This window comes from Myxococcus sp. CA056 (genome assembly GCF_013336715.1).
Taxonomy (GTDB): Bacteria; Myxococcota; Myxococcia; order Myxococcales; family Myxococcaceae; genus Myxococcus; species Myxococcus llanfairpwllgwyngyllgogerychwyrndrobwllllantysiliogogogochensis.
In genome coordinates, this window is the sequence record NZ_JABUMT010000002.1 from 1,006,623 (window position 1) to 1,023,429 (window position 16,807).

At 70.1% G+C, this 16,807-nt stretch carries 13 protein-coding genes and 1 pseudogene; 4 read left to right on the plus strand and 10 right to left on the minus strand.

Annotation, left to right across the window (positions count from 1 at the left end; genetic code table 11):
• Positions 1-5: 5 nt before the first annotated feature.
• Both larC and HUA76_RS11775 read left to right on the plus strand, forming a co-directional pair.
• Positions 6-1,178 (plus strand): nickel pincer cofactor biosynthesis protein LarC, encoded by a 1,173-nt coding sequence (gene larC / locus HUA76_RS11770; protein ID WP_174460865.1) that lies wholly within the window; start codon positions 6-8, stop codon positions 1,176-1,178.
• 115 nt (positions 1,179-1,293) lie between these two features.
• Positions 1,294-2,562, plus strand: coding sequence for an SH3 domain-containing protein (locus tag HUA76_RS11775; RefSeq protein ID WP_174454129.1), 1,269 nt, complete (start codon positions 1,294-1,296; stop codon positions 2,560-2,562).
• Between the two features lie 66 nt (positions 2,563-2,628).
• Here HUA76_RS11775 and HUA76_RS11780 read toward each other — a convergent pair whose 3' ends face one another.
• The 5 genes and pseudogenes from HUA76_RS11780 to HUA76_RS45270 form a co-directional block, all read right to left on the minus strand.
• Complete coding sequence (locus HUA76_RS11780) at positions 2,629-3,339, minus strand: hypothetical protein (protein WP_141641986.1); 711 nt, start codon at positions 3,337-3,339, stop codon at positions 2,629-2,631.
• Positions 3,336-4,904, minus strand: coding sequence for an AAA family ATPase (locus HUA76_RS11785; protein WP_141641987.1), 1,569 nt, complete (start codon positions 4,902-4,904; stop codon positions 3,336-3,338). The genes HUA76_RS11780 and HUA76_RS11785 overlap by 4 nt, the downstream gene beginning before the upstream one ends.
• Positions 4,905-4,982: 78 nt before the next feature.
• Positions 4,983-5,756: a VOC family protein gene (locus tag HUA76_RS11790; RefSeq protein WP_174460866.1), complete on the minus strand. Its 774-nt coding sequence runs from the start codon at positions 5,754-5,756 to the stop codon at positions 4,983-4,985.
• 126 nt (positions 5,757-5,882) lie between these two features.
• A complete protein-coding gene (locus HUA76_RS11795) occupies positions 5,883-6,593 on the minus strand; it encodes a hypothetical protein (protein ID WP_254614140.1) in 711 nt (236 codons plus the stop codon).
• Between the two features lie 82 nt (positions 6,594-6,675).
• A pseudogene (locus tag HUA76_RS45270) lies at positions 6,676-6,900 on the minus strand (Gfo/Idh/MocA family oxidoreductase); the annotation flags it as partial.
• Between the two features lie 431 nt (positions 6,901-7,331).
• Here HUA76_RS45270 and HUA76_RS11800 point away from each other — a divergent pair.
• Positions 7,332-8,048 carry a DUF2238 domain-containing protein gene (locus tag HUA76_RS11800; RefSeq protein WP_174460867.1) on the plus strand — a complete coding sequence of 239 codons (717 nt, stop codon included), beginning with the start codon at positions 7,332-7,334 and terminating at the stop codon, positions 8,046-8,048.
• On the opposite strand, the gene HUA76_RS11805 is transcribed toward HUA76_RS11800, so the two are convergent.
• Positions 8,035-8,532, minus strand: a complete 498-nt coding sequence (locus HUA76_RS11805) for a hypothetical protein (protein WP_174454134.1) — start codon at positions 8,530-8,532, stop codon at positions 8,035-8,037. The genes HUA76_RS11800 and HUA76_RS11805 overlap by 14 nt on opposite strands.
• Positions 8,533-8,697: 165 nt before the next feature.
• Positions 8,698-10,086, minus strand: coding sequence for an ATP-binding protein (locus HUA76_RS11810; RefSeq protein ID WP_141641992.1), 1,389 nt, complete (start codon positions 10,084-10,086; stop codon positions 8,698-8,700).
• 279 nt (positions 10,087-10,365) lie between these two features.
• Between HUA76_RS11810 and HUA76_RS11815 the strand changes: the two genes are divergently transcribed.
• Entirely contained in the window at positions 10,366-11,922 is a 1,557-nt protein-coding gene (locus tag HUA76_RS11815; RefSeq protein ID WP_174460868.1) for a sensor histidine kinase, read from the plus strand.
• Positions 11,923-11,927: 5 nt separating this feature from the next.
• Here the strand turns inward: HUA76_RS11815 and HUA76_RS46420 are convergent, their stop codons facing one another.
• The 3 genes from HUA76_RS46420 to HUA76_RS11830 all read right to left on the minus strand — a co-directional run bounded on the left by HUA76_RS46420 (position 11,928) and on the right by HUA76_RS11830 (position 16,790).
• A complete protein-coding gene (locus HUA76_RS46420) occupies positions 11,928-12,965 on the minus strand; it encodes an ATP-binding protein (RefSeq protein WP_174460869.1) in 1,038 nt (345 codons plus the stop codon).
• Position 12,966: 1 nt separating this feature from the next.
• Positions 12,967-14,628: an FAD-dependent oxidoreductase gene (locus HUA76_RS11825; protein WP_174460870.1), complete on the minus strand. Its 1,662-nt coding sequence runs from the start codon at positions 14,626-14,628 to the stop codon at positions 12,967-12,969.
• Between the two features lie 116 nt (positions 14,629-14,744).
• Positions 14,745-16,790: a hypothetical protein gene (locus tag HUA76_RS11830; protein WP_174460871.1), complete on the minus strand. Its 2,046-nt coding sequence runs from the start codon at positions 16,788-16,790 to the stop codon at positions 14,745-14,747.
• Positions 16,791-16,807 lie beyond the last annotated feature (17 nt).

Consider the following 16,807-nt stretch of genomic DNA (forward strand, 5'->3'; position numbering starts at 1 on the left):
GCCCCATGCGACGCATCCTCTACCTGGAGCCGGTGGGCGGCATCGCCGGGGACATGTTCCTGGCGGCGGGCATCGACCTGGGGCTCAAGCCCGAGGCGATTGAAGCCGCGCTGCGGGGCCTGAGCGTCCCAGGGTGGAAGCTGGCGGTGAGTCGCGCCGTGCGCCACGCCATCAGCGGCACCCACCTGGATGTGGTGTTGGACACGCGCGAGGCGCATCCGCACCGCGCCTATGCGGACATCCGCCGCCTCATCGAGTCCGCGTCCACGCTGTCGCCTCGCGTGAAGGAGCGCGCGCTCGCGGTGTTCCGCGCCATTGGCGAGGCCGAGGCCAAGGTCCACGGCGTGTCCATCGACGACATCCACTTCCACGAGGTGGGCGCGGTGGACTCCATCGTCGACATCTGCGGCGCGGCGGTGGTGCTGGAGTTGTTGGGCGACCCGGAGGTCCACGCGGCGCCGCCCCCGCTGGGCAGCGGCTCCATCCGCGTGGCGCATGGCACCATGCCCATTCCGGTGCCGGCCACGCTGGAGCTGTTGCGAGACGTGCCCGTGCGCTTCGAGGGCGTGGGTGAGCTGACGACGCCCACTGGCGCGGCGCTGCTCAAGGTGCTCGCGCACATTGGCCACCCTCCCGACTTCATCGTGGAGAAGGTGGGCTACGGCGTGGGCACCAAGGACTTCAAGGACAGGCCCAACGTGCTGCGTGCGTCCCTGGGCCGCATGGAGGCGACGCGCTCGGAGGGGCTGTGGGTGGTGGAGGCCAACCTGGACGACGCCACGCCCCAACTGCTGGGACACCTGGTGGAGCGGCTGCTCGCCGTCGACGCGCTGGATGCGTGGGTGACGCCCGTGGTCATGAAGAAGAGCCGCCCCGGGCACCTCTTGAGCGCCCTGGTGGAAGGCGGCCTGCGCGACACGGTGGTGGACACGCTGCTGCGCGAGTCCACCACGCTGGGCGTGCGCTACCACCGCGTGGAGCGACAGGCGCTGGAGCGCGACTGGGTGGAGGTGGAGACGCCTTGGGGCAAGGTGCGCGTGAAGCGCGGCCTGCGCGACGGCGCCGTCCTCAACGCGCACCCTGAATTCGAGGACTGCCGCCGCCTCGCGGAGGCCGCTGGTGTCCCGCTCAAGCAGGTGGTCGCCGCGGCCCTGGTGGCGCTCAGCCAGCGAAGCTGAGCCGCGGTCCTCCAGGCTGTGTAAGGCCCCCCCGGCCAGATGACGGATGAACCGGGGGACATGGTCATGCGAAAACATTCTTGCTAGTTTGTTTCTGGCAAGAGGGGGAAATTCCATGACTGATGCAATCCGTAGGAGCCTGGGGCCTGTCATCCGGACGGTGGGGAACGTCGCCATCGAGAAGACGGTGCCGCCGCCGCTGCAGCAGGTGGCCAAGGCGGCCATGAACTTCGCGGTGTCGTCGTTCGAGCAGGCCCGACCCGCTCGCGCGCAGGTGTCGCTGGAGGTCCCGCCGCCTCCCGTGACGAACGCGTCGGTGCAGGGCAACGACAGGCTGGAGGTGGGGGACAAGCTCCAGGTGGAATCGGGGATTGGGGTGAATCTGCGGGAGCGCCCGTTGGCGTCCTCCAGGGACCTTGGCGGCTTCAGGAACGGGGAGCGATTGGAGGTCATCGCGCCGCCGCAGGGCTCGCCGGAGCAGGCTGGCTTCGTCTACGTGCGCGGCCCCGATGGGAGCACGGGCTGGGTGAGCACGTCCTTCACCCGGGAGCTGACGGAGGCCGAGGCGGCGCAGGCGCCCGTGGCGGTGGGGACTCCCAGCGACGAAAACACGGCGGCCTCGGCGGAGTACCAGGACGTCTACGTCGACCAGTTCGGCGCCGAGGGAGACGTGGGCGGCGACGGCGAGAACGCCAACTGTGGTCCTTCCGCCACGCTCACGGCGCTGCGCAACGAGGGCCTGGAGATTCCGGCCATCCCCGACCTCGTCACCACGCACGGTCAGGACACCACGGGCGCGGAAGTGCAGGCGGTGCGCTACTGGGGCAATCACGAGAACGACTCCGGCGATGACGGTGTCAGCACGAATGACCAGGGCGAGGTCGTCTACGCGTTGGGGGAGAACGGGAGCTACACCGGCACCACGGACATCGAGCACGCGGTGACGGCCGCGGGCGGCACCTTCTACCGGCCGGCGGCGAATCCAGGGGCCATCGCGGATGCCATTCGCGATGGCAGCACGGTGGTCATCTCCGGCTCGTTCTTCGAGTACTCGACGGCGACAGACCTGACGCCCGAGGCGTTGAGGGCCCCCGAGGGTCGCGTCTACGTGGACGACAACGGTGACTTCCTCCCCGACGAGAACGCGGCGGGTGAGTACAGCCTCGCCACCGAGAAGAAGAAGGACACCTGGACCCAGGGCGGTGGCGCCATCGAACACTTCGTCGCCGTGGTGGGCGTGACGGACGAGGGCAACTTCATCGTGTGTGACCCCGCGCATCCCTCGAAGGCGCCCATCGAGGTGTCTCCCGAGAAGCTCGATGCCTTCATGCGTGGCAACCGCAGCGCCATCGCCATCGACGGTCCGACGACCGAGGCCTCGTAGTCGCGAGGAGTCCAGGTCCGGGGTGCCGCCCTTCGCCAGTTCGGGTGGCGCGGGCACCCCGGCCGTTCATCGCCAGCGCCTGAACCGGCTCCGCCACGGTGTGAACAACAGGGCGAGGAGGAACATCATCCCGATGCCCACCCAGCGCACGTCGCCCGGGCCGAAGCGAAGCAGTCCGAGCGTCACCCCGACATAGGCCCCCATGGCGAGGCACCGCGCGAACGTCGAGGGCAGCAGGGCCAGCAGCCCGGTGCCCACGGTGGAGTGACGCGCGAAGAGGCGCCACGCGCCGTGCTTCTGCTCCTCCGCGCGCAGCTTCCCCAGGAGGAACGCGTAGCGCTCCGAGTCCTCGCGGCGTTCCTGCTCCAGCCGTTGGAGCGCGCCCTCCCGCTCGACGCCGAGCTGCTTCGCGCGCTGCTCCCGGTGCTCGCGCGCGAGCTGCTCCCTGTAGGCGAGTTGCTCGGGCGTCCCCAGGTCCGCGCCGCACTGCTGGCAGTGTTTCGCGAAGCGGCCGTTGTTCGACGCGCAGACGACGCAGCGGGGAAAGTCCGGCCCGTCGTCTTCCGAGCTGTCGGGCCGCTGCTCCAACACCACCGGGGCCTGGGCCTTGAAGCGCTCCAGGTGCGCCTCGGGGACCTCGCCCTGGGGCAGCGCGCCGCGCTCGGCGATGTCCTCGAAGCGGCGCCCTCCGTCTTGAAGCTGGGGTGGCAGCTCCCGCTTCGCGCGCTCGCCCCGGTCCTTCTCCAGGTGGAGGAAGCGCGACAGCTTGGAGCTCATGTCGCCCTCTGGGGCAGGGTCCTCCCGGACGAGGCCGGACGCGTGCGGCCTCTCGCCCAGTCGCGCAGCCGGCGAATCTCGTCGTGCATCGTCACCGACAGCGGGAAGGTGTCCTGGATGGTGCGCACCAGGTGCCGCTGGGCCAGTTCGGTGTCCTCCGCGAAGGCTTCATAGAGCCCGGCCACCACCACCTGCTCGATTTCGGCGCCGCTGAAGCCCTCGGTGAGCGTGGCCAGCTCCTCCGTCGAGAAGCCCTCTGGCTCCCGCTTCCTCCGTCGCAGGTGGATGCGGAAGATGGCCTCGCGCTCGGCCTGCTCGGGCAGGTCGATGAAGAAGATTTCGTCGAAGCGTCCCTTGCGAAGGACCTCTGGCGGCAGGCCGTCGATGCGGTTGGCCGTGGCCACCACGAACACCGGCGCCGTCTTCTCCTGGAGCCACGTCAACAGCGTGCCGAAGACGCGCGCGGACACGCCGGTGTCTCCCGCGCCGGAGGAGGCCACACCGGACAGCCCCTTCTCGATTTCGTCCACCCACAGCACCACGGGCGCCACGCTCTCCGCCACGCGGATGGCCTTGCGCAGGTTCTCCTCGGAGGAGCCAATCAGCCCGCTGAAGATGCGGCCCATGTCCAGCCGCAAGAGCGGCAGGTTCCAGTGCGCGGACACGGCCTTCGCGGTGAGGCTCTTGCCACAGCCCTGCACGCCCAGGAGCAAGAGGCCTCGGGGCTCCGGCAGGCCGAACTGGCGGGCCCGCTCGCCGAAGGCCGCGGTGCGCTGGCTCAGCCACCCCTTGAGGTTCTCCAGCCCTCCCACGTTCCCCAGCGACTCCTCGGGCGGGTAGTACTCGAGCAACCCGCTCTTGCGAATCACCTGCCGCTTCTCGTCCTGGATGCGCTTGATGTCCTCGGGGCCCAGCTTGCCGTCATGGGCGATGGCCTTGGCGAAGGCGTTCTCCGCCTCCGCCATCGTCAGCCCGAGCGCCGCCTTGATGAGCTGGTCGGCGTGGTCCCTCGACAGGTCGATGGTCGCCTTGTTGGTGCGCCGCACCACCGCGACAATCTCTCTCAAGAGCTGGAGCAAGTCGTTGTACCCGGGCATGGGCACGTCGATGACGGAGATTTCCTTCTCCAGCTCCACGGGGATGAGCAGGGTGGGCGACAGGAGGATGACGGTGGTGAAGGTGCTCTTGAGGAAGTGCGCCAGTTCCCGCAGCGCGCGCACCACGCCCCGGTCCTCGAGGTAGGGATGGAAGTCCTTGAGCACCACCAACGCGGGCTCGCCCAGCTTCTCGATGGCGGCCATCGCGTCGATGGGGTTGCGCGTGTCCTCGGGCAGGGGCGCGGTGCGCGAGGTGCCCATGCTGCGCAGGCCCCGGGTGATGGACCAGGTGAAGAGGGCCTTGCCGTGTGCGCGCGCCAGCTCCGCGAGGATGGCGTCCACGCGGTGCTCCTCCCACGACACCAGGTAGAGCAGCGGGTAGCGAGCCCGCACGAAGATGTCGAGCTCCTCGAGCCACGGCTCGGCGGGACGGGAGACGCGGGCGCTGCCGGGGGAGAAGGACGACATTCGTCCAGTACTCTAGTGGGCACCGCGCGGAAGCGAAAACGCGGGTGCCCACGGGAGTGGCGTGCGTCCGACAGGGTTCTACGTGGGCCGGCTCGGCGCGATGAGGGTGAAGGCCGCCCCCACCGGGTCCGTCACCACGGAGTAGCGACCATGGGGCGAGTCGGTGGGCTTCACGTGGACCTTGCCGCCCAGCTCGGTGACCTTCCGCACCGAGGCATCCGTGTCCGTGACGGCGAAGTAGTTCATCCAGTGGGGTGGCAGGTCGGCGGGCCACTGCGCGGTCATTTGGAGCACTCCGGCCACGGGCTCGCTGCCTTTGTCGAGGGTCCAGTAGTCCATGCCGAGGTCCAGCTTCTTGGCCTCCAGGCCCAAGAGGGCGGAGTAGAAGTCCTTCGCGCGGATGCCGTCGCGGGTGTTCACCTCGTGCCAGGCCATGGTGCCGGGCTCTCCCACGAGCTGCGCGCCTTTGTGCCCGCGTGATTGCCAGAGCCCGAAGCTCGCGCCCGTGGGGTCCGTACAGAAGGCGAGCCGGCCCGCGTCGAAGACATCCATGGGGGCTATCGCCACCTTGCCTCCCAGCTTCTCGGCGCGCTGGACGAAGGCATCCACGTCATCCGCCTCGAAGTAGACGCTCCAGGCGGTGGGGTAGGGCGCGTCCTTGGGCTTCAGGCCGATGCCGGCCACCATGCGGCCGTTGAGCTGGCACATCGAATAGAACCCCGACTCCTCGGGACCGATGAGGTAGGTCCATCCGAACAGCGCGCTGTAGAAGGCGCGGGTCCGTTCCAGGTCGGGCGTCGTCAGGTCCATCCAGGTGGGCGTTCCGACCGCATGCGCTTCGACTGTCGGCATGTCGTGCTCCTTCATGGGGTGGGGGCTTCGTGCGGGTGAAAGGTAGCCACCGCCGGGGAAGTCGCGCGAGCCACCTTGCTTGCTCTGTCTGTCCGGAGGGAGTGGGCCCTTGTCGCGGCGTGTCCTTCACGCCGCCGAGGAGGAAGGCACGTGGACCCTCCGGCCCTCTTCGTTGGAGCGGAGCGCCGTCGCGATGACCTCCTGGACGAGGGCGCCGTCTTCCACCGTGGCGAGCCCATCGCGGGGTGCGCCGCGCAGCAGGCCGAGGAATCGGCGCGCGCCTTCCTCGTGGGCGCGGGCCCAGGGCTCGGGCTCGCCGGGTCGGGGCTCGACGCCGGGGTCGAGGTCCTTCCAGGTGCCTTGCTCGAAGCCGCGCACCGGGGAGATGCACCAACCTCCGCGTGAGGGCACGTAGCCACCGGAGAAGCCCACCTCCCAGTCGTGGCCGAGCAACGTCCATCCACCGTGAAGGCCCGGCTCCGGACATGCGGCATGCGTGAGTACCAGCATGGCGCCGGAGGAGAGTCCCACGTGCAACGCGGCGGTGTGGACGGGCCGGCCGGAGAGCGAGGCCTGCACCCAGACAGGCGCGTGTCCTGTCAGCCACAAGGCCGCGTCGATGACGTGCGACAGGCCGCCCCAGTCTCCGGATTCGCCCGTGCGGGGCGCGTCGGGTGCATCGTCTCCGATGGGCGTGAAGCCAGTGCGCAGCGTGAGGACGAGGTGGCGCACGGAGCGTCCCCGGAGCCAGTGTTTCAGGGCGCGAAGGGGCGGCAGCATGCGGTAGGGGAAGTTGACGGCGCTGGGCGTCGGGGTGTCGTGGGCGCGGCGTGCCACGAGGCGTGCTTCTTCGATGGTGCGAGTCAGTCAGGGGCTTCTCGCACAGCACCGCGCGACCGGACCCCAGGGCGGCGAGTACATGGGTTGCGTGCAGTGCGTCTGGGCTTGCCACGACCACCGCGTCCACGGCGGCGCACAGTTGATGCACGTCCGTGGTGGCCAGGGGAATGCCTTCCTGCTCGGCCGCGATTCGGGTGGCCACGGGGTCGCGTCCGCACAGGGCCGCGACATCCGCACCCGCAGCGCGGAAGGCGCCCACGTGCATGCGCCCCCACTTCGTCCCGATGATTCCAATGCGCGCCATGGGGGCGCAGCCTGCCAGAGACCGAGGTCCGAGCGTGTACCCACGCTGATGGAAGAGCGCCCTCACGGTGTCGACCAGCGAAGCGAGGCCCTTCGCGTCATGCCCATCGAACCGTGCTGGCGAGCGGCTGGCGTGAATGCCGCCGCTGCGGACATTCGAGCCCGTCGGGTACGACCCTCGCGGTGTCGGCCCGCGAAGCGAGGCCCTTCATGCCGTGCCGGCAAGCACGGGCCGAGCAACTGGCATGAATGCAGCCGCTGCGGCCATGCCAGCCCGTCCGATACGACTCTCACGGTGTCGCCCCGCGAAGCGAGGCCGTTCGTGTCATGCCGTGCCGGCACGCATGGGGCGAGCACGCCTCCGCTGGGGACATGCGATGCTGTGCGCGGCCCGGCCTTCACATCCGGGCACGCCCGAGACGAGGCCCCTTGATGCAGCCCGCGGTTTCCCTGTCCTCGACGCCCTCCGCCGACTTCGTCGCTCCGTACTTCGCTCCCGTGCGCGGCACGCGAGAAGAAGCCCGGGTACCGCTGGTGCTCGCAGGCGTGCTGGCTCCCATCCTCATCGCCACGTTGCTGTTCAGCCCGGAGGGCCCGCTCAACTGGCTGCTCGAAGTGGGCCCAGGCCTCATCGGCATGGTCGTCCTGGCCGCCACCTTCCGCCGCTTCCCCATGTCTCGCTGGGTCTACGTCTGCGTCTTCCTGCACGTGCTCGTGCTGACGTACGGCGGCTACTACACCTATGCCCTCACGCCCCTGGGCGACTGGGCGCGAGACACCTTCCACCTGTCGCGCAACCCCTATGACCGGCTGGGGCACTTCGTTCAGGGCTTCTTCCCCGCGTTCATCATCCGCGAGGTGCTGCTGCGCGCCACGCCCCTGCGGCGCGGCGGTTGGCTGAACTTCCTCACCGGCTCGGTGGCGCTGGCCATCAGCGCCTCCTACGAGCTGCTGGAGTGGTGGGCCGCGCTCGTGTTGGACCCCGAGGGCGGCGACAAGTTCCTCGGCTCGCAGGGCGACATCTGGGACGCGCAGTGGGACATGTTCCTCGCCCTCTGCGGCGCCACCCTGGCCATGGCCCTCTTCGGCCGTGCCCACCTGCGAAGCGTGGAGCGACTGGTGGCGCGCGCGAAGCTCACATCCACTTGAGCGAGTAGCGCCGCACGGTGTGCCGAGGCGTCATCTTCGCCTCGGTGACTATCTTCCCGAACCCCATCAGGAAGCCGCGGAACGTCCCCAAGAGCAGCGGCGCGGGAAGGCGCGAGCCGCTCTCCAGCTCCGCCGCCAGGGGCATGAAGGCCACGGTGCGCGTGCTGTCCGTCGCGGGCAGGTCCTTCACCAGCGCGCGCAGCACCAAGTCGAAGTCGCTGAACACCTTCTCCACCGAGTCGAAGCCCTTCGCCCGAGCCAGCGGCAGCGTGCGCATCGCCGAGCGCTGGGCGATGGCCTCCACCGCCCTGTCTCCCAGCGCCGCGTGCAGCTCCCCCGTCATGCGCACGTAGTCCTCCCACGCGTACCACGTGTCGTCACGCATGCTGTTGATGGTGCGCTGGTGCGCTGGAAAGCGCGAAGACGCTGCCGTCATCGCGCCGAGGATGGCCTTGAACCAGGCGCCCTGGATTTCGCCGGACATGAGTTGCTCCCCTGACTGGAGAGCACTCCACCCGCGTGGCCCCTCGCGAACCAGAGGGCCCCCCACGCGGGCGTGCACGGCACGACGCTCGCGAGCGTCGAGGACAGGTCTTCCGTCTCCCGGTGGATGCTCCGCGCGTGCTCCGCAGGACACCCGCCCGGAGCGCTACACCGGCAGCCGCACCTGCACCCGCGTGTGGCCCGGCTCGGAGAGGACGCGCACGTCACCGCCGTGCCGCTCGATGATGCGCCGGCTGATGTCCAGCCCCAGCCCCGCCGCGTGCGGCTTCGTGCTGAAGAAGGGCTCGAAGATGCGCGGCATCAAGTCCCTGGGAATCCCAGGCCCGTCGTCGGCGACCTCCGCCACCACCTGACCGGCTTCCGTCCAGGTGCGCAGCTTCAGCGTCCCGCCGCGCTCACCCAGCGCCTCCAGCGCGTTCAGCACCAGCTGCGTCCACACCTCGTCCAGCGCGCCACCCTCCGCGCTCAGCTTCGGGGCTGTCCGCTCGTACTGCCGCTCCACGGTGACGTGGCCGCCGTCCAGCCGGTGGCGCAGCACGCCCAGCGCGGTCTCCAGGCCGTCATGCACGTCCACTTCCGTGGCCGGTGCCCGGTCCATGAAGCTGTACGCCTGCACCGCTTCCACGAGGGCGGAGACGCGGGCACTGCCGCGCTCCACTTCCGCCAGCAGCACGTCGCCGCTCACCGCCGCCACCAGCCAGGACAGCGTGTCGCGCAGCAGCGCTTCGCCCACGCGGTGCGCCACCGAGTCCAGCCACGCCACGTCCAGCCCGGACGCCACCAGCGCGGGCGCGACGTCCCACGCGTCCGTCATGCCGCGAATCTCCAGCCACGCGCCCACGTCCTCCTCGCGCCGCGTCCGCGCGAGCGGCTCCAGCGCGGGAGTCGCCCGGCCGCGGTCGGCGGCCTCGCGAGGCAGTGCGAGCAACGCGCCACGCTGCGCGGAGGACAGGCCATGCTGCCCCAGCGCCATGGCCCGAGCGGACACCAGTCGCAGCGTGTCGCGCAGTCGTGTCGCGCTCCGGTTCGCCGCCGTCGCCGGGTTGCCCAGCTCCGGTGCGAGCCCCGCCACCATCTGCCCGGGCGTCAGCAGCCCGGGCTGCTGCGTGGACACCACTTCCTGCGGCTGGGTGCGCTGGGCCGCCACCTCCATGAGCCCCCGTCCCAGCGAGGGCGCCTGTCGCAAGAGCTCCCAGAAGGCGGCGGGCTCCAACCTCAGCAAGCGCACGTCCGTCTGCGCATGGCCGGTGGTGGGATAGGGGGAGTTCAGGAAGAGGATGAGCTCCCCGAAGATGTCGCCCGCCTCCAGCGTGCCCGTGGGGGCGTCCTGGTCTCCCACCCGGCGGGACCACACCGTGCGTCCCTCGAGGATGACGGACAGGCCGTCGGCGGGGTCTCCCTGCGCGGCGACTCGAGTCCCTGCGGCGAAGTGAAGCTGGCGCCCATGACTGGCCACCCAGTGGAGCTGCTCGTCGCCCAGCCGGGAGAACAGTGAAACCCGGCGCAGCGCTGTGACGATGTCCTCGCTTCCCATGTCCCTTCGATGCTGCCTGGGTCCGAGGAAGGGTGTCCATCTCCGGATGGCCCCGTGGACCCGGAATCGACATGGACCGTGGGATGCAAGCCCTGTAGGCGCCCGGCGCCTTGGGGCTCGAGGGGGGCCTCACCCGACTGGGAGCAGGCGGCCTCCGCCTGGCTGTCCGCTCCCGCGCGACGCATGTCCGGCAGGGTGGGGGACGACGGAGCATGTGGGGAAGCGGGACTCGCGGACGGGGCGCAATGTTGGGGGAACCCTGACAGGAAGGAGCTCCGTATGGAGCCGCATGCCGCTCCCCCTCCGCGCACGGAGGCCCCGGGTCTGTCGCCGACGAGCACTCCGCCCACCTCGGCAGGAGCGGAGGAAGGCGACGCGGCGGCTGTCTTCCTGTCGGAGCTGCGGACCGTCTCGCTCTTCTCCGACGTGGACCCCGAGGAGGCCGAGTGGCTGCGCGGCGAGTCCACGCACGTGGAGCTTCAACCCCAGGAGTGGCTGGGCCACGAAGGGGAACCCGCTGCCTTCTACCTCATCCTGCAGGGGGAGCTGCGCATCACCAAGACGGTGGGAGGCGTGGAGACGCTCGTCTCCGTGTTCCGCGCCGGAGAGTTCTTCGGGGAGGTGCCGCTGCTGCTCGGCCAGCGCTTCCTCGCCAGCAGCCGTGCCCTCTCGTACTGCCGGTTGGTGCGGCTCAGTCACAAGGCCTTCTGGCAGATGCTCGCGGAGTGCCCCACGGCGAACCGGGAGATTCTCCGGAAGATGGCCGAGCGCATGAAGGCGCTCCAGTCCATCTCGCTCCAGCAGGAGAAGCTGGCGTCGCTCGGAACGCTGGCCGCGGGGCTGGCCCATGAGCTGAACAACCCCGTGTCGGCGGTGATGCGCGGCGTGCGCGAGTTGGGGGAGCGGCTGGGAGAGCTGCCCTCGCTGGCGCTGTCCCTGGACTGCCGCACGCTGTCCGAGCCCCAGGTGCGGGCGCTGGAGGCTCGCGCCTCGCTGGAGCCCGTCTCCCGCAGTCCCCTGGACCGGGGAGACGCGGAGGACGCGCTCGCGCGGTGGCTGGGCGCGCGCGGCGTGGAGGACGCGTGGGTGCTGGCGCCGGAGCTGGTGGAGTCGGGCCTGTCGCTCGAGCGACTGGAGCACGAACTGGAGTCGCTGCAGGGCGACGTGCTGAAGGGCACGCTGCGCTGGGTGGCCGCGACGCGGGGAATCTCGGTGCTGCTCGAAGAGGTGGGGCAGGCGGGGGGACGCATCGCCGCGCTGGTGAACGCGGCCCGGGCGTACACGTACCTGGATGAAGCGCCGCTGCAGCGCGTGGACGTCCACGAGGGACTGGAGAGCACGCTGGCCGTGCTGGGGCATCGGCTGCGAGGCGTGCGCGTGGAGCGGGACTATGACCGGAGCCTGCCGCCCATCACCGCGTACGGCACGGAGCTGAATCAGGTGTGGACCAGTCTCATCGAGAACGCGGCCGACGCCATCAAGGAGAACGGCGGGGGCACGCTGCTGCTGCGCACGCGCGGCGACGGGGACCACGTGGAGGTGGAGGTGGTGGACGACGGCCCCGGCATCCCCGAGGACGTGCTGCCACGGGTCTTCGACCCGTTCTTCACCACGAAGGGCGTGGGCGAGGGCACGGGCCTGGGGCTGAGCATCACCCACCGCGTGGTGTCCACGCTGCACCGAGGCGAGGTGGTCGTCACCTCCAGGCCGGGCGAGACGCGCTTCCGGGTCCGCCTGCCCCTCGAACTCGACAGCGCCTTCATCCCCGAGCCCGCGCGTCCGCGTGCGCCTTCTCCACAGCCGCGTCCGGAGCTCGAGGAGCTGCGCGGCGCGTAGCGGTGTCACCCCGGCGGAGGTGTCTTCAGCGGAAGCCGGACCTGGAAGGACGTGCGTCCGGGCTTCGACTCCACGCGCACGTCGCCGTGGTGACGGTCCACGACGACTCGGCGGGTGATGTCCAGGCCCAGGCCGGTGCCGTGGCCCATGGGCTTGGTGGTGAAGAAGGGCTCCCAGATGCGCGGCAGCAGCTCCGGCGGCACTCCGGACCCGTCATCCACCACCTCCACGAGCAGGAAGTCACCGTCCTTCGCGGTGCGCACGGTGAGGTGGCCCTTGCCGCCCATGGCGTCGATGGCGTTGTCGACGAGGTTGGTCCACACGTGGTTGAGCATGCCGGGCAGGGCCTGGACGCGTGGCAGGTCGCGGTCGTACTCGCGCTTCACCTCGACGCCGTGCTTCAGCTTGTAGTTGAGGAGCAGCAGCGTGTTCTCCAGGCCCTCGTGGACGTCCACGGGTTCGAGCTGCTCCTTGCCCGCATGGGTATAGGACTTCACCGCGCCGGCCAGCTCCGCCAGGCGCGTGGTGCTCTGCTTCACCTCCGCGAGCAGTGCCCGGGTGCGCACCATCGCCTCCAGCCACGCGAGCGCGTCCGGCAGCGCGTCGGCGGGAAGGGCCTGGGCCAGCGCCTCCAGCTTCTCCTGTCCGATGGCCGCGTCGAGCAGCGTGGGCGAGAGGTCCCACGCGTTCACCACGCCGCGTTCATCCATCCAGGTCGCGAGCGCGTCCTCCGCGTCACCTCGGGTCAGCGGGTCCAGGTCCCGCGTGGCACCTCGGCCCTGGCTCTGCCGGCACGTGCGCAACAGCAGCACGCGTTGCTCCTCCGTCAGCTTCCAGCGCTCCAGCGCGAGGGACAGGTCTTCCTGCGCGTCCATGGCCACGGTGAGCTGCTCGGTGGCGCGGCGGCCCGCGGAGGCGGGGTTGTTCATCTCGTGCGCCAGCCCCGCAGCATGGCGGCCCAGCGCGGCCAGCTTCTCCTGGCGCAGCAGCGTGCCTTCCAGGCATCGCAGACGCTCCTGGGGCTCCTTCACGTCCGCGGACACGTCACACCTCACTCAGGTATTGGTGGATGAAGGAGATGGCGATGGAGCCCTCGCCCACGCCGGAGGCCACGCGCTTGATGGACGCATGGCGCACGTCGCCCGCGGCGAAGATGCCCGGCACGCTCGTCTCCAGGAGGAACGGTGGACGGTCCGGCTTCCAGCCCTTGGGGCGCTGGCCTCCGGGCATCAGGTCCGGTCCGGTGAGGACGTAGCCGCGCGCGTCCCGGGCCACCAGTCCGTCCAGCCACTCCGTCCGAGGCACGGCGCCAATCATCACGAACAGCGTGGTGGCGGGCACGGTGCGCTCGGGTTGTCCCCGCGTGGCCAGGGTGAGGCGCTCCAGGTGGGCGCCGCCCTCCACGCGCGTCACCTCGGTGTCGAGCAGCACGGTGACGTTGAGCAGGGAGCGCACCTGTTCGACGAGGTAGTGGGACATGCCCCGCTCCAGCGAGTCGCCGCGCACCACCAGCGTCACCTGCCGGGCGAACTGCGCGAAGTAGAGCGCGGCCTGTCCCGCCGAGTTGGCGCCGCCGATGATGTAGACGTCCTCTTCCTTGCAGGACACCGCCTCCGTGCGCGACGAGCCGTAGTAGACGCCCGCGCCGGTGAGCGCCTCCATGCCGGGGGTCTCCAGCTTCTTCCACTGCACGCCCATGGCGAGCAGCAGCGCGTGACAGCTCAGCTCCGTCCCATCCGCCAGCGTGACGATGCGGTACGGGTCCTCCACGCGCAGGCCACTCACCTCCTGGGGCGTGAGGATTTCCACGCCGAAGCGCGCCGCCTGCGCCACCGCGCGCCGGGTCAGGTCTCCGCCGCTCAGGCCCGCGGGGAAGCCCAGGTAGTTCTCGATGCGCGAGCTGGTGCCCGCCTGTCCGCCCGGTGCGCTGCGCTCCACCATGACGGTGCTCAGGCCCTCGGAGGCTCCGTAGACGGCGGCGGCGAGCCCCGCGGGTCCTCCGCCGATGATGACCAAATCGTAGAAGGGCTTGGTGGCGCGGACCTTCAGGCCGATGCGTTCGGCCACCTCCAGCGTCGAAGGCCCCATCAGCCGCGTGCCGTCCGGGAAGAGGACCAGGGGCAGCTTCTCCACGGCCGCGCCGCCGGCCTGGGCCAGCAGCAGCCGGCCCTCGTCGCTGACCTCCACGTCGAGCCACTGGTAGGGCACCTGGTTGCTGCCCAGGAAGTCCCGCAGCGCATGGGAGCGAGGCGCCCAGCGGTTGCCCAGCACGCGGATGCCCTCGAACGTCGGAGGGTGGTGCGCCCACCACTCCTCGAGCAGGTCGGTCAGCACCGGGTAGAGGCGCTCCTCGGGAGGCTCCCACGGCTTGAGCAGGTAGTGGTCCAGGTGCACTTCGTTGATGGCGTGGATGGCGGCCTGCGTGTCCGCGTACGCGGTGAGCAGCACGCGCCGGGCCTCGTCGTAGAGCGCCTTGGCCTGCTCCAGGAACTCCACGCCGGACATGCCTGGCATGCGCTGGTCCACCAGGAAGAGGGCCACCGGGTCTCCGCGCAGCCGCAGTTGTCGCACCGTCTCCAGCGCGGCCTCACCCCGGTCCGCGCTCAGCACGCGGTACTCGCGGCCGTACTGCCGCCGCAGGTCGCGCTCCACCGCGCGCAGCACTTCCGTGTCGTCGTCCACCGCGAGGATGACGGGCTTGGCCATGCGGTTCGCTCCCCTTGGGAGAGAACGCACCGGACAGCGCAGGTCCTCCAGGCGGGCGGACGGGCCGTGCGCGGGCCGCCCGGAGCCCTGGCGTCAGCGAGCGCCCGCGAGGCGGGCTACGGCGGGCACGTGGCCGCCTCGTCGTTTCTATCGATGACGCGCTCGTCGAGGGCGCCCGTGTGGACGGCCTCCGCGAGCAGGGTGGCCCGACACGAAGGGAGCCACGTGTTGCCGGTGACCATGAAGCCGACGCGGACCTGGGCCAGGGAGTCGAGCCGGAGCTCCGTGAGGCTGGGATTGTCCCGGACCGTCAGGCCGTCCACCTCGCGCAGGCCCTTCAGCCCGACGAGGGTCGGCAGGTTCGTGTTCCCATCCGCGTAGAGGTTGCTGGCGATGGTCAATCGCTCCAGGCCCGACAGGTCCATCAGGGACCGGTTGTTGGTGATGACCAGCTCGCCGCGGATGCTCTGGAGGGAGCCCAGCTCCGTGACTTGATACAGCCTCGGATTTCCGATGACGCGGAAGTAGGGCCCCACGTCCCGCAAGGCCCGCATGGGGCCGAGGACGGACAGGTTGTTGTTGTTCTCGATGGTGAAGCCCCCCACCCGGGAGAAGTTGGGCAGCTCCAGGCGCTTGAGCTGAGGGTTTCCCGACACCACGAACTCCCGGCCGACGGTCTGGAGGTTCTCCAGCAGGGCGGTGTCTTCCAGCGCCTCATTGCGGACGAGGGAGGCGTCACCCGGGATGGTCCGCAGCTTGCGCAGCCCGGCCAGCGAAAGGAGCGAGGGATTGTCGACGATGTGGAGGGCCCCGACGAGGGCGACCTGCGGCAGTGGAACGTCTCTCAGCGCTGGGTTGCCCGTGATTCTCACGGTGCCTGTGATGCTCTCGACAAAACTGAAGGTCCCCGCGCCTTCGAGGATGGCGTTGTCCGTGATTTCAAGGCCCTGTCGAGGGGTGAGGGCGCCCGTTCCCGCCAGGGAGAACAACCGGGCGTTCTGCTCCACCCTCAGGCTCCGGCCCACCTGGACTGCGCGGCTCGGGGGGAAGGAGGCGGGGCCGAACATCAGCGAGTTCAGTTGCGGATTGCGGGCGATGACCACGTCATCCCGGACGAAGCGAAGCCCCGTGAGCGCCACGCGCACGAGCAGCGGGTTGTCGTGGATGTCCACCGAGCCTTCGACGAACTCCAGCCCGGGGAGCACCACCTCCGTGGCCACCTGTGAGGAGATGATGAGCCCTCCTCGGATGTGGGAGATGTTCTGGAGCGCGGCGACGTCCGTGGCGTCGAGCAGCTCGTAGGTGCCGTCATGGGTGGCGGCGGACCGGCATGCGTACTGCCGGCCCAGGACCTCCAGCTCCTCCAACACCAGACTCCCGTCCTCGTCTCCGCCGTAGGCCACGGCCACGCCGCCAGCGATGCAGTTCACGCCGGGCGCCTCCGCGTGCTGGCGTGTCAGGATGCTCCCCGGCGGTCTGCAGATGCGGGTGGAGGCGCGAAGCTCGTCGTCGTCGAGGGTGCCGTCCTGGTCCAGGTCGGGACCGGACTCCACGGCGTAGACGTCCGAGGAGCCGCATTCACTGTCCTCGCGCGTCCCGAGCCCCACCACGCGCGTGAGCACCGTGTCCGGCTCCTGGCAGCCGTAGACCGCGCGGGTGATTTCGTCGTCGGACAGGATGCCGTCCTGGTTCGTGTCGTTGCCCGCGTGAGTCAGTTGGCCGCCCAGCGGACACGCCTCGCCCCGGGGCTCCCTCCGCGTGCGCACCAAGACCCCTGGGAAGGTCGTGGCGCAGACGTACTCCTCGGCCGTCACCTCGGTGTCGCCGAGCACGCCATCCAGGTCGGTGTCGATGCCCGACTCCACCCGGCGACCGCCGTGCTCGCAATGCGGGCCCGCCGGCTCCTCCCGCGTGCGCTGCACGACTCGCGGGGGCGCCTTGTCGCAGGAGTACTGGATGTTGTCCGCCTCGTCGTCGGACAGAAGCCCATCGTCATTCGCGTCCGGGCCCGCGAGCATCGCCTCCCCGCCATGCTCGCAGTGCTCGCCCGCGGGCTCCGGCTCCTTGCGAATGAGCGTCGCGTGGGGTTCGAGGAAGTCGCCGAGGCGAATCGCATCGCAGCCCCCCAGCAAGAAGAGCGGAACAACCCAGGTCCATCGCATCGGAGTTCCTCTTTGTC